Annotated in this window: 14 protein-coding genes and 1 pseudogene; 11 read left to right on the forward strand and 4 right to left on the reverse strand. The window is 68.7% G+C overall.

The features are described from left to right. Nucleotides 1-5: 5 nt before the first annotated feature. The gene (locus tag AB0B61_RS46675) at nucleotides 6-821 is read right to left on the reverse strand and encodes an oxidoreductase (RefSeq protein ID WP_358447090.1); all 816 of its coding nucleotides are present in this window, start codon (nucleotides 819-821) and stop codon (nucleotides 6-8) included. A 139-nt stretch (nucleotides 822-960) separates the two neighbouring features. Between AB0B61_RS46675 and AB0B61_RS46680 the strand changes: the two genes are divergently transcribed. Further along, nucleotides 961-1,584: a TetR/AcrR family transcriptional regulator gene (locus tag AB0B61_RS46680; RefSeq protein ID WP_358447092.1), complete on the forward strand. Its 624-nt coding sequence runs from the start codon at nucleotides 961-963 to the stop codon at nucleotides 1,582-1,584. Between the two features lie 187 nt (nucleotides 1,585-1,771). On the opposite strand, the gene AB0B61_RS46685 is transcribed toward AB0B61_RS46680, so the two are convergent. Together AB0B61_RS46685 and AB0B61_RS46690 are read right to left on the reverse strand one after the other, a co-directional pair. Next, nucleotides 1,772-1,924: a hypothetical protein gene (locus AB0B61_RS46685; RefSeq protein WP_357618242.1), complete on the reverse strand. Its 153-nt coding sequence runs from the start codon at nucleotides 1,922-1,924 to the stop codon at nucleotides 1,772-1,774. Continuing rightward, nucleotides 1,917-2,198 (reverse strand): hypothetical protein, encoded by a 282-nt coding sequence (locus AB0B61_RS46690; RefSeq protein ID WP_358447095.1) that lies wholly within the window; start codon nucleotides 2,196-2,198, stop codon nucleotides 1,917-1,919. Before AB0B61_RS46690 ends, AB0B61_RS46685 begins: the two co-directional genes overlap by 8 nt. Between AB0B61_RS46690 and AB0B61_RS46695 the strand changes: the two genes are divergently transcribed. Together AB0B61_RS46695 and AB0B61_RS46700 are read left to right on the forward strand one after the other, a co-directional pair. After that, the gene (locus tag AB0B61_RS46695) at nucleotides 2,167-2,709 is read left to right on the forward strand and encodes a zinc-binding dehydrogenase (RefSeq protein WP_358447098.1); all 543 of its coding nucleotides are present in this window, start codon (nucleotides 2,167-2,169) and stop codon (nucleotides 2,707-2,709) included. The two genes, AB0B61_RS46690 and AB0B61_RS46695, sit on opposite strands and share 32 nt — an antisense overlap. Nucleotides 2,710-2,893: 184 nt before the next feature. After that, nucleotides 2,894-3,683, forward strand: a pseudogene (locus AB0B61_RS46700) (IS5 family transposase). A gap of 37 nt (nucleotides 3,684-3,720) precedes the next feature. Here the strand turns inward: AB0B61_RS46700 and AB0B61_RS46705 are convergent. Further along, complete coding sequence (locus tag AB0B61_RS46705; RefSeq protein WP_358447100.1) at nucleotides 3,721-4,050, reverse strand: putative quinol monooxygenase; 330 nt, start codon at nucleotides 4,048-4,050, stop codon at nucleotides 3,721-3,723. A gap of 64 nt (nucleotides 4,051-4,114) precedes the next feature. On the opposite strand from AB0B61_RS46705, the gene AB0B61_RS46710 reads away from it, so the two are divergent. The 8 genes from AB0B61_RS46710 (at nucleotide 4,115) to AB0B61_RS46745 (ending at nucleotide 11,903) form a co-directional block, all read left to right on the forward strand. Next, on the forward strand, nucleotides 4,115-4,474 hold the full coding sequence (locus tag AB0B61_RS46710) for a MerR family transcriptional regulator (RefSeq protein WP_358447103.1): 360 nt from the start codon (nucleotides 4,115-4,117) through the stop codon (nucleotides 4,472-4,474). 174 nt (nucleotides 4,475-4,648) lie between these two features. After that, entirely contained in the window at nucleotides 4,649-5,437 is a 789-nt protein-coding gene (locus tag AB0B61_RS46715; RefSeq protein WP_358447244.1) for a tyrosine-type recombinase/integrase, read from the forward strand. Nucleotides 5,438-5,483: 46 nt separating this feature from the next. Then, complete coding sequence (locus tag AB0B61_RS46720) at nucleotides 5,484-6,335, forward strand: DUF4158 domain-containing protein (protein ID WP_358447106.1); 852 nt, start codon at nucleotides 5,484-5,486, stop codon at nucleotides 6,333-6,335. Further along, complete coding sequence (locus tag AB0B61_RS46725; protein WP_358447109.1) at nucleotides 6,239-6,994, forward strand: hypothetical protein; 756 nt, start codon at nucleotides 6,239-6,241, stop codon at nucleotides 6,992-6,994. The genes AB0B61_RS46720 and AB0B61_RS46725 overlap by 97 nt, the downstream gene beginning before the upstream one ends. A gap of 189 nt (nucleotides 6,995-7,183) precedes the next feature. Continuing rightward, on the forward strand, nucleotides 7,184-8,350 hold the full coding sequence (locus AB0B61_RS46730) for a Tn3 family transposase (protein ID WP_358447112.1): 1,167 nt from the start codon (nucleotides 7,184-7,186) through the stop codon (nucleotides 8,348-8,350). A gap of 295 nt (nucleotides 8,351-8,645) precedes the next feature. After that, the gene (locus AB0B61_RS46735; RefSeq protein WP_358447114.1) at nucleotides 8,646-10,412 is read left to right on the forward strand and encodes a WD40 repeat domain-containing protein; all 1,767 of its coding nucleotides are present in this window, start codon (nucleotides 8,646-8,648) and stop codon (nucleotides 10,410-10,412) included. 257 nt (nucleotides 10,413-10,669) lie between these two features. Beyond that, the gene (locus AB0B61_RS46740) at nucleotides 10,670-10,978 is read left to right on the forward strand and encodes a hypothetical protein (protein WP_358447117.1); all 309 of its coding nucleotides are present in this window, start codon (nucleotides 10,670-10,672) and stop codon (nucleotides 10,976-10,978) included. Beyond that, the gene (locus AB0B61_RS46745; RefSeq protein WP_358447119.1) at nucleotides 10,971-11,903 is read left to right on the forward strand and encodes a recombinase family protein; all 933 of its coding nucleotides are present in this window, start codon (nucleotides 10,971-10,973) and stop codon (nucleotides 11,901-11,903) included. Before AB0B61_RS46740 ends, AB0B61_RS46745 begins: the two co-directional genes overlap by 8 nt. The last annotated feature ends 23 nt before the right edge of the window (nucleotides 11,904-11,926 follow it).

Genomic DNA, 11,926 nt, shown 5'->3' on the forward strand with positions numbered 1-11,926 from the left:
CGGGGTCAGCCGGCCAGCCGGTTGAGCTTGCGGATTTGGTTGTCGAAGGCGCGCGAGGGCACGATCCGGCGCAGGAGGCTGACGCGTGCGGCCATCGAGCCGGCGGTGTACCGGAGCTTGGGCTTGGAATCGGTGGCGGCCGCGACGACCACCTTCGCGACAACGTCCGGGTCGTCGGCGGTGCGCAAGGCCGTGGCCAGCACGTCTCGGGCGATCTCCCGCTGTGCGGCGTAGACCGGCAGGGGCGAGTCGGGTGCCAGGCTGCTCGCCTCGAAACTCGTGCTTGTGTAGGCCGGCTCGATCAGCAGCATCCGGACGCCGTGCTCGCGAAGCTCGTGGTCGACGGACTCGGAGTAGCCCTCGACCGCATGTTTGGCGGCAGCGTAGACAGCCATGAAGGGCGCTGGGATCAGACCGAGTACCGAAGAGACGTTGACCACGCGGCCACTGCCCTGGGCGCGCATGCGGGGCAGCACCGCGTTTGTCATCCGCATCAGACCGAAGACGTTGATGTCGAAGACCTCCTTGGCCTGGTTGATCGAGCTCTCCTCGCCGGCGCCGACCGCGCCCACGCCCGCGTTGTTGACCAGGACGTCGATCCGACCGAACCGCTCGATCACCTCCTCGACCAGGGAGCGGACCGACTCGTCGCTGGCCACGTCGAGATCGAGGAACGTCACCCCGGCCAGCGGCCCGGCGTTCGCCGCGTTGCGGCTCGTGCCGACCACCGCGAAGCCGGCGTCCACGAGGGCGAGCGCCGCCGCCCGCCCGATCCCGGAGGAGGCGCCTGTCACAAGGGCCACTGGGGAAGCTGTCTGCATGGTGGTTCCTTCGGTTGCGGGCATGACTTCGTCGTGCCCAGTGCGGGGTCGCCAGGACGATTGTGTACTGAACTGTCAGAAACCTAGGCGGTTCTGTACTGAGTTGTCAAGTACGGCGGGTCGGCATTACCTTCGGTGTATGGCGAGACCACGAAGCTTCGACCGCGACCACGTCCTGCATGCCGCCGAGCGGCAGTTCCGCGCCTCGGGCTACAACGGCACGAGCGTCGACGACATCAGCTCTGCTACCGGCCTGGGCCGCGGCAGCCTCTACGCCGCGTTCGACGGCAAGCACGGCGTGCTGCTGGAGGCGATGACCGGCTACTTCGCCCGGCTGAGCCAGGGGCCGCGGAAGATGCTCGCCGGACCGGACGAGGGTGCCCTGGAACGACTGCACCAGTACTTGCTCCGCGCCGTCCATGGGGTGCCACTCGCCGCCGACGTACTCCCCGCCTCCGACCGGGCGGGGGCGGCCTGCTTCGCCGCCAAGATGGCCTTGGAGGTCGGCGCCTCCGACCCCGAGGTGAAACGCCTGGCCAAGGAGTGCTTCTCCGTGGTCCGGACGGCGGTGGCCGATTGTGTGCGAGCGGCGCAACGCAACGGTGACATCGACCCCGACGCGGATCCCGACGACCTCGCGTACCTTCTGCTGACCATCGTCCGCGGGACCGATGTAGTAGGCGCGTACGGCCACAGTCCCGCCCGCCTGACCTCGATCGCGGAGAGTGCGTTCGCCTTGCTGCCTCGCCCGCACCACACCTGAGAAGGACACGGCCGGCCTCGCTGCACAGGCATCCGATGCGGTCGGCCCGCTTCGACGCCGCGGAGGGCACGGCCCGTAGGTTTACGCGCCGCCGGGAGGTCGTCTGGGCGGTTGGCGAAGAACTGCGCCCGCATCCAGTCGAGTTGCTCCACCGCATGCGCGGTGTCGCCAGGCTTGAACCGCACGGTCAGTCGCCGAACGCCTCGCCGCCAGCAGACGGTGGTACTTCGGCCGCCGCTCCGCCAACTCGGACCGCGTTTGCAGGAAGGAGCAGAACCTGCTGGACATCGACATACAGGTCCACCGCGTCGACCAACTCGTCCGGGTAAGGCTCACTCATAGCCACGATCTTTATCCCCGCGCGACCAGGGCGGGGCCGACTTCGCGACGAGATCTACGCACGACCACGTGACCTGCGGATCGGCACCTTCGCCGAGTCGATCGCGATCGACGCCGACGACGTCGCGATCAAGCCCTCCTCGCTCTCCTTCGCCGAGGCCGCCGCCGTACCCCTGGTGGCGCTCGCCGCTCAGCAGAGCCTCGTCGACCTCGCCGACGTCCGCCCCCGGGCAGAAGATGCTGGTGCACGCCGGCGGCCTCGGCTCGACCGCCATCCAACTCGCCAAGCACCTCGGCGCGTACGTCGCCACCACCGCCCACACCCGCGACATCGACAAGGTCCGAGACCTCGGCGCCGACGAAGCCATCGACTACACCACGACCGACTTCGCCGACGTCCTCAACGGCTACGACGTCGTCCTCGACTCGCTTGGCCCGGCCAGCCTGGAGAAGTCGCTGACGGTCCTGAAGCCCGGCGGACTGGCCATTAGCGTGGTCGGCCCACCCGACCCGGCCTTCGCCGCGCAGCTCGGCCAGCCGCTCCTCAAGCCGGTCATGGCCGTGCTGAGCCGCAAGGTCCGCAGCCGGGCGAAGCGACTGGGCGTCCGGTACTCGTTCTTCTTCATGCGCGCCGACGGTGCCCAGCTCAAGGCCCTGGCAGCCCTGGATGACGCCGGCACGCTGCGCCCCGTGCTCGACCGCACCTTCGACTTCGACGAAACCCTCGACGCCCTCGCCTACGTCGAGCAGGGCAAGGCCAACGGCAAGATCGTGATCGCCCATTGACCAAGACGTCGGTGGACCCCCGTTGCCTTTTGACCGTCCCCAGCCGGGACGGCTCGGTGGGCACCAGGTTCCCGAACGTCGTTGCCCCGGTGCGGTGTAAGAACTCCTAACAGAATGATCTAGGAATAGCGCTGATCGTCTGGGGGTTGATCAGCGCGTGAGGAAGGGCGAGCAGCCACCGTGGATCGTGCCCGACGAGCTGTGGGCGCGGATCGAGCCGTTGTTGCCGGTCGTGCTACGCCGCGCCGATCACCCCGGCCGCAAGCGTCTGGACGACCGGAAGGTCCTGTCGGGCATCCTGTTCGTGCTCTACACCGGCATCACGTGGGAGTTCTTGCCCCAGGAGCTGGGCTTCGGCTCCGGCATGACCTGCTGGCGGCGCCTGCGCGACTGGCACCAGGCGGGAGTCTGGCAGCGTCTGCACGAGTCGTTGCTGGCCGAACTGCACGCGCCGGCGCGCTGGACTGGTCCAAGGCGGTGATCGACGGCTCGCACATACGCGCCCTCAAAGGCGGCCCAAAACTGGTCCGAGCCCGGTCGACCGTGCCCGAACAGGCTCGAAACACCATCTGATCGCCGAAGGGCACGGCATTCCGCTGGCGGTGTCGCTGACCGGCGGGAACCGTAACGACGTCACCCAGCTCATGCCTCTGATCGAGGCCATCTCGCCGGTACGCGGCCGGCGAGGACGACCACGCCGGCGGCCGGATGCGATCTACGCCGACCGCGGCTATGACCACGACAAGTACCGCAAGCAGGTCCGAGCTGCCGGGATCACTCCGGTCATCGCCCGGCGTGGCATCAAGCACGGCTCGGGACTGGGCGTGCATCGGTGGGTGGTCGAGCAAAGCTTCGCGCTGTTGCACTGGTTTCGTCGGCTGCGCATCCGCTGGGAGATCCGCGACGACATCCACGAAGCCTTCCTCAGCCTGGCCTGCGGCATCATCTGCTGGCGCCGACTGGCCAAACTCTGACTCCGTCAGGAACCTTTCGAGTCTGCTGCGAGCCTGGTCAGACCACGATGGCCGGATAGGGACTCCTCATCGCGCCGAAGTATGCCTCGGGCGCTCCTTCGATGTGCTCGGGCAGTTCGTCCATGAAGGCGCGCAGGAGTGGGGTCGCGTTGTGCCGGTCGAGGTCCTCCTGCGAACGCCAGACCTCGTAGAGGAAGAATCGGCCGTCCTCCTGCTCGTGGAGGTGGTATTGAAGGTTGCCCTCGTGCCCTCGAGACGGCTCGACGAGGTCCATCAGGAGCTTCCTGAACTCGTCGGCGTGTCCGGGCTTGGGGGCCAGGAATCCGTAGAGCGAAACGGGCGCTGGTGCAGTCGAAGTCGTCGTCATGGGATCAACGTTAGGATGTGACATTGGTGTCAGATTCAAGCCGATGCCTTATGAGGTGGGTCACATGAAGATCGGGGAGCTGTCCCGCGAAACGGGCGTGGCCGTCCGTCTCCTCCGCTACTACGAGGCCCAGGGGCTGCTCACCTCCCACCGCAGCGAGGGCGGCCACCGCCATTACGGTCCCGAGGCCCCCGCCACCGTCGCGCGCATCCGCACCCTGCTCGCCGCCGGGCTCCCTACCAAGGTCATCCGCGAGCTCATGCCCTGCTTCGTCGGCGACGGCACCGAGCTCCAGGCCTGCGTTCTCGACCATCTCAGAACCCAGTACGTCGAGCTGGACTCCCGCATAGCCGACCTCACCCGAGCCCGCACCGCTCTGGGCGACATCCTCGAAGCCTCCGCCCGAGCACTCACCCACGTCTAAACCGCCGTCACGCGTCGGGAAGCCGTGACCGAGCCTGCGCCAAACACCGGTGATCAACCTACAGAACAGACGATCAATACCACCCCAAGATCATTCAGTTAGGAGTTCTAAGGCGCCGGCCCGCCGACCGACCCCGCGACCGGCTCGACGGTCGCCGCCGCCGTCGACCGTTTCCTGGAGTCCCACACCGCGGCCACCACCCGCACCGGCTACGCCGAGACCCTCGCCCGCCTGACCACCGTGGCCGGGCCGCAGCATCCGGTCGCCACACTCACGCCCGAGCAGTACGCCGCGGTGATGGACCAGTGGAAGAGTGCGGCCGCCGCCACCTGGAACCGGCACCTGTCCGCGCTGGTCTCCTTCACCACCTGGGCCCAGCGCCAGGAACTGCTGGTCACCAACCCGGCCCGGAGGCTGGAGCATCGCAAGCCCGCCCGCCGCGGTGATCGGGCCATCCCGGCCGCCCGGCTGGAGAAGCTGTTCACCGACCCCGCGCACGCGCTGCGGGAACGGGTGCTGTGGCGGCTCCTGTACGACACGGCCGCCCGGGCCGAGGAAATCCTCACCCTCAACATCGGGGACCTCGACCTGGAGTTCCGCCGCGCCCGCGTCGTCTCCAAGGGCGGCGCCCTCGAGTACGTGCACTGGGCCACTCCCACCGCCCGGATCCTGCCCCGCCTGCTGGCCGGGCGCACCGCCGGGCCGGTGTTCCTGGCCGACCGGCGCGCTCCCGTCTCCGGCCGCCGGGCGCCCGCAACCGGCGATGTCTGCCCCGTCACCGGCCGGGGCCGGCTGTCCTACCCGCGCGCCGAATACCTGTTCAAGACCGCCACAGCCCAGCTCGACCCGCACCGCCAGGGGTGGACTCTGCACCAGCTCCGTCACTCGGCACTGCAGCATCGGGGTATGACGAGCATCCGAACGAAAAGTCCCGTTAGCGGGTGGCCGCAGCTAACTATTTGATCTTCCGCTCGTCCTGCTTGCTGGGACTGCCCTACCTTCGGCGTCTATGCCGGTTGAGTTCTTGAGTGATGGTGAGGCGGCCGCGTACGGCCGCTTCTCGGGTGCTCCGTCGCAGGCGGAGCTGGAGCGGTTCTTCTACCTGGACGACGCGGATCGGACGCTGATCGCCGAGCGGCGTGGCGCGCACGCCCGCCTCGGCTTCGCCCTCCAGCTAACGACAGCCCGTTACGTCGGGCGCTTTCTGACCGGCCCGCTGGACGTGCCCGATGAGGTGTTGACGTATCTCGGCGAGCAACTCGGGATCGAGGATGTCTCGCAGATCAACCAGTACACAGAGCGGCGCAACACGCCGTTCGAGCACCAGGAAGTGATCCGCAAGGCATATGAGTTGAAGGAGTTCTCCCAGGCGGAGGTGGATTTCATCGTCTGGGCGGGCGCGCGGGCGTGGAACACCGGCGACGGCAAGAAGACGATCTTCTATGACGGTGTGACGTGGCTGCGCACCAACAAGGTGCTGCTCCCGAGTGTGACCACGCTGGCCCGGCTGGTCGCCCGGGTGCGGGATGAGGCCACCGACCGTCTTCATGACGCGCTGCGGGGGGTGCTGTCGCCGCGGCAGCGGGTGATCCTGGAGATGCTGCTGGAGGTGTCCGAAGGTCGGCGCGCTTCGGACCTGGAACGCTGGCGCAAAGGCCCGGCGGCGCCCTCGGGCAGGGAATCTGGAGAAGGCGCTGGAGCTCGCCGCGGATCGGAGTGGGGCTGGGGGCCATGCCGCTGCCGCCGGAGGTGCCGCACCGGCGGATGGTCGACCTGGCGCGGTACGGCATGCAGGCCACGGCGACCACGCTGCGCCGCCACGGACACTCCCGCCAGCTCGCCACGCTGCTGGCCACGGTGATCTATCTGGAGGGCAAGGCGGTCGACGACTGCCTGGAGATGCTGGATCTGCTGGTCACCACCGAACTGGTCGGCAAGGCCGAGACCGCGACCGATAAGGAGCGGGCACGCCAGCATCCGAAACTGGCCAAGCACTCGGCCACGCTCGCCGCGGCGGTGGAAACCCTGCTGGAGGTCACCGAGTACGGCGAGGAACACCGGCTGGATCAGGTGTGGGAGGCGATCGACGCGATCGTGCCCCGGCGGGAGTTGCGGGAGGCGGTTGCGGCGGTGACCGAGATGGTGCCGCCGCCCGACGTCGATGCCGACGGTGAGATGCGGGCGCTGCTGGCCACGCGGATCGCCACCGTGTCGGGGTTCCTCAAGATGCTGACCACGGTGATCGAATTCGGTGCCAACGCTGAGGGCGCGCGGGCTCTCGCAGCGATGAAGCAACTGCCCCGGCTGCTGGACGGACGCAAAAAGAAGGTCACCGAGGCCGACATCGACCCCGAGTTGGTGACCGGGTCCTGGAAGCGGCTGGTGTTCAAGAGCTTGCCGAATGGCAGCACCGTGGACAAGAACGCCTACACCATGTGCGTGCTCACCCAGTTCCACCGGCACCTCAAGCGGCGCGACGTCTATGCCGAAGCCTCGGCGCGCTGGCGGGATCCACGCTAGCAACTGCTGGACGGTGCGAAGTGGGAGGCGGCCAAGGGTCCTGCGCTGGTCGACCTCCAGCTTCCCGAGGATCCTGGGCGGTTGCTCGCCGAGCACGCGCTGGTGCTGCATCTGGCGCTCAACGATGTCGCGGGCCGGGCTGGGCAGGACGGTGTGGATGTGAGCGTGGACGGGGAGGGCCGGCTGCACGTGGCCAAGCTGGCCGCCCTTCCGGAGCCGCCGTCCCTGATCGACCTGCGCAAGCGAGTGCTCGCGATGCTGCCGCGGGTGGACCTGCCCGAGCTGCTGCTGGAGGTGATGGGCCGGGTTCCGCCGTTCGAGGCCGCGTTCACCTCGGTGGCCGGCGGGGTGAGCAAGCTCGCCGACTTCCACGTCTCGGTCGCGGCCTGCCTGACAGCCCAAGCGCTGAACATCGGGTACGCGCCGGTGGTGAAGGCCGGCACGCCCGCGTTGGAACGCGGCCGGTTATCGCACGTGGTGCAGAACTACCTGTCGGCGGAGACCTACACTCTGGCCAACGCTCCGCTCATTGATGAGCAGGGCAAGATCGGTTTCGCCCAGGCACTCGGCGGCGGGCTGGTCGCAGCGATCGACGGGATGCGGTTCGTGGTCCCGGTGCCCTCCATCTACACCCGCCCGAACAAGAAGTTCTTCGGCCGTTCGCGCGGTGTCACGTGGCTCAATATGATCAACGACCGTGGGGTGGGGCTCGGGGCGAAGGTCGTCACCGGGACCGTGCGCGACTCGCTCCACATGATCGACGTAGCGTTCCGGCGAGACGGCGGACCGCGCCCTGAGGTTCTTGTGACCGACACCGGATCTTACAGCGACGTCGTATTCGGCCTGGTCCACCTGCTGGGCATGCAGTACCGGCCCGCGCTGGCCGACATCCCCGACCAGAAGGGCTGGCGCATCCAGAACGCCGACTATGGCAGTCTATCCCGGTTCGCGCGCGGGAAGATCGACCTGGAAAAGATCAAGCGACACTGGAACGACATCCTGCGCGTCGTGGTGTCGATCTACACCGGTGAGATCCGCGCCTACGACGTGATGCGCATGATCCAGCGGGACGGCAACCCGACCCCGCTCGGGGAGGCGATCGCCCACTACGGGCGAATCTTCAAGACCCTCCATATCCTCACCTACGCCGTCGAGGAGCCCTACCGGCGCGACATCAAGGGCGTACGCAACCTGCAAGAATCCCGCCATGCACTGGCAGGGCTATCCGCTGGCCGAGGAAGACGTCGCGCGGCTGTCACCCTTCGTCCGCCAGCACATCAACGTGATCGGCACCTACTCCTTCGCCCAGCCCAACCTTGGTCCCGCCGGCGTCCGGCAGTTCCGCAATCCCGATGAGCCGGATTGGGAGGAGGACCTCCTGTAGGCCTGCGGCGTCCGTCTCCTGTCGGTGTCATACCCCGGCTGTACTGTGTGCGCCATGTCAGAGCGTGAGAGGTCCGTGGTGTCAGCGCCGTTCGGCGACGCGAAGGGGTGGGGCCTGCAATGGGCTTGGCGACCGACCGGGGAAGTAGCGTCCATGCCGCCCCTTGGACAGCTGCCGCCTAATGGAAGCTCGGTATTCGCGGTTGCCACCGCAGCCCTCGACGGTCGGCCCGTTGTCGTCTCCGCCTCCAGCGACGGCTTGTTACGGTTGTGGGACCTCGCCACCAAGCAGCAGATCGGCATCCCGCTCACCGGGCATACGGGCGCGGTGTACGGACTTGCCACCGCAACGCTCGACGGTCGGCCGGTCGCCGTCTCCGCCAGCAACGACAAGTCGGCACGGGTGTGGGACCTCACCACCGGCCGGCAGATCGGCAGCCCGTTCACGGCGCACGCGGCGATCGTACGGGGGGTCACGACGACCACGCTCCACGGTCGGCCGGCGGCGGTCACCGGCGGCTTCGACGGGACGGTACGGGTGTGGGACCTGGCCACCGGCGAACAACTTGGTGAACCGTTCACCGGTCACGCGCACATGGCGACGGATGTGGCCACGGCCGAGCTCGACGGCAGGACGGTGGTGGTGTCGAACGGCTCCCTCGGGGAGATGCGGGTATCGGATCTGGCCACCGGTGAACAGCTCGGTGAACCGTTCACCACTCATGAGGACAGCGTGTCAACACTGGCCACGACCACGCTCCACGGCCGACCGGTGGCTGTCACCGGAGGCCACTACGACGGCACGGTGCGAGTGTGGGACCTGGCCACCCGCCAGTTGATCGGAAAACCGTGGGTGGGCCACGAGCGGGGGGTGGACGGTCTCGCTTTCACCACGTTCCGTGGCCGGCCGGTGGCGGTCACCGCGGGCGCCGACCGCACCGTGCGGCTCTGGAACTTCACCACCGGGGAGCAGCTGCACGTCTTCACCGGGCACGCCGACTTCGTGTGGTCAGTCGACCTGACCGTGCTCGACGGCCGGCCGGTCGCCGTCACGGGCAGCAGTGACGGCACCGTGCGGGTATGGGACCTGCAGTTTGGACTGGAGGCTGCGGAGTCCGCCGTCGGCCACCGCCGGCAGGTGCGGGCGGTGACCACCGCCGTGGTCGACGGACAGCCCGTGGTGGTCACCGGCAGCGACGACCACAGCGTCCGCCTGTGGGACCTGACCTCGGGCCAGCCGTTCGGGCAGCCGCTCATGGGGCACAACGGACCGGTGCGGGCGCTTGCCACCACCGTCGTCGACGACCGCACCGTCGCCGTCACCGGCAGCGACGACTGCACCGTCCGGATCTGGGACCTGGCCGCCAGCAAGCAACTCGGCGCTCCGCTGACCGGCCACACCGCCGCCGTCCGCTCGGTCGCCACCACGTCGGCCCACGGGCAGCCCCTGGCCGTGACCGCCGGCACCGACAAGACCGTGCGGGTGTGGAACGTCGCCACCGGCGAGCAGATCGGCGCGCCCGGCGTCAGCCACCGCCGCTGGGTCCGCGCCGTCGACACCGCGGTGATCGACGGCACACCCGTCTCCGTGGCCGGTTCCTTCCACGGCGCCCTCCGGATCCGGGAGCTGGCCACCAATCGGCAGACCAGCATTCCTTCCCCTCGGCGCCACGACCCGCCCGTGCGGCAACTCGCCACCACCGTGGTCGGCGGTCAGCCGGTCGCCCTCACCACGAGCGAGAACTGGAACTGGGAAAAGGACGTGCCGGTGAGGCTGTGGGAGGTGACCACCGGCCGCCACCTCGGTGAACTGCCTGCCGTCAACGTACAGGTACTCACGGCGGCATCCGTGTACGGCCACCCCGTTGCCGTCACCGCCAGCGGTCCTACGGTCGAGGTGTGGGACCTTACCACCCGCCGGCAGATCGGTCCCCGCCTTCACCTCCCCGACGCTGTGACAGCCGTTGCCGTGGACGAGGCCGGGCACATCGTCGTCGGCTTCCGAAGCGGCCTCGCCGTGTTCGGGGTCGAGTAGGAGCCGCGCAGAGAATGCAGTTTGGTGTCACATGATGTGATGCCCCGTGGTGCCGATCGAATGACGGGTGAGGGGTGGAATCGATCGATCGCGCCCCCATGGACGGATCCAATCAAACCGCCGTCCGCCACCTGCGGAAATGGCACGTCGATCCAATAAAATCCGGTCCAGGCTTCCGCCTCCCTTTTTCGCCCCTTTTAGAGTGGTCGCAGACACCCACCGGCCACCACCCGGCCGACCTTCGGGAAGGGGACACGATGGCCCTGTTCAAGCAGACCGACTGGAACGGCACGGATATCCCCTACACCGTGGCGGACATCACCCGGTACGAAGCGCAGGTTGCACACGTCCGCGGGGAGATCGGCGAGATCCGCACCGCCGTGTCCTTCCTCGACCGCGAGGCCCTGCTGCTCGACCGCGCCAACGAGGCGGACGGTGCGGTCGAGCCGGCTTGGCAGGCCGACACCCAGGAGCGGCGTGACTACGTTCCCACCAGTGCGCGCAGCGCCCTGCTCATCGCCCGTGCCTTCACCAGCAGCCACCCCCGGGATGCCGGGCGTGGCTGACCGGGTCTATCTGCGGCACTCCACCGACAAGCAGACCGACGCCCGCCAGCGGCACGCCCTCGCCGCCCTGCTCGCCGCAGGCGCCCCCGTCTACGAAGACCCCGCCACCTCCAGCCGCCAACTCTCCCTCGACCGCGCGGGCTTCACCACGCTGCTGCACGAGGCCGCCGTCGGCGACACCATCCGCATCGCCGACGCCGCCCGCCTGTTCCGCTCCGTCGCCGACATCCTCGCCCTGCGCCCGGTGCTCATCCGCCGCGGCCTCCACCTGCGCGTCGAATCCGGACTGCTGTCCGGCATCGACCTGGCCAGCGACGACCCCGGCACCAAGATGATGGTCTCCGTCCTGGCCGCCGTGCTGGAGTTCCAGCGCGACATGATCGGCGAGAACACTCGCGAGGGCGTCGCCGCCGCCAAGGCCGCTGGCAAGACCCTCGGCCGCCCCGCCGCCCTCGACCAGGGCAGGGCGGCCACCGTCGTAGAGGAATACCGTCAGGGTGCCGCCGTCAAGGCCCTGGCCCGGCGGCACCAGGTCGCCCCCAAGACCATCCGCCGTGTCCTGGACGCCGCCGGCGCCCGCGACCTGCCCGACCAGCTCGACGCGCCGTCGGCTGACACCGGTGAGCGGCGCAGCGCGCCCGCACCGGACCCGGATGTGACCCTTGATCTGCCCGGGCTGCTCGCCGATCACCTGCGCACCACCAATGACGAAGCCATCCGCCAGGCCCTCGCCTCCGGGCAGACCATCCGCCGCGGCCACGGCTACTCGGTGCGCATCGTGGCCCCGCTTGCGCTCCACTGCGCCGCGCTGGAGCAGAGCGCTGCCCTCGCCGATGGCGGCCCGGCCGAGCGCAAGGCGCGCCGGGTGTACGCCGCCCGCGTCACCGCTGAAGCCGACCCCATCCAACGCCGACGTCCTCGCTGAAGTTAGGGATCGTCGCTCCATGA

It is taken from the genome of Nonomuraea sp. NPDC049158 (assembly GCF_040648335.1).
Lineage (GTDB): Bacteria > Actinomycetota > Actinomycetes > Streptosporangiales > Streptosporangiaceae > Nonomuraea.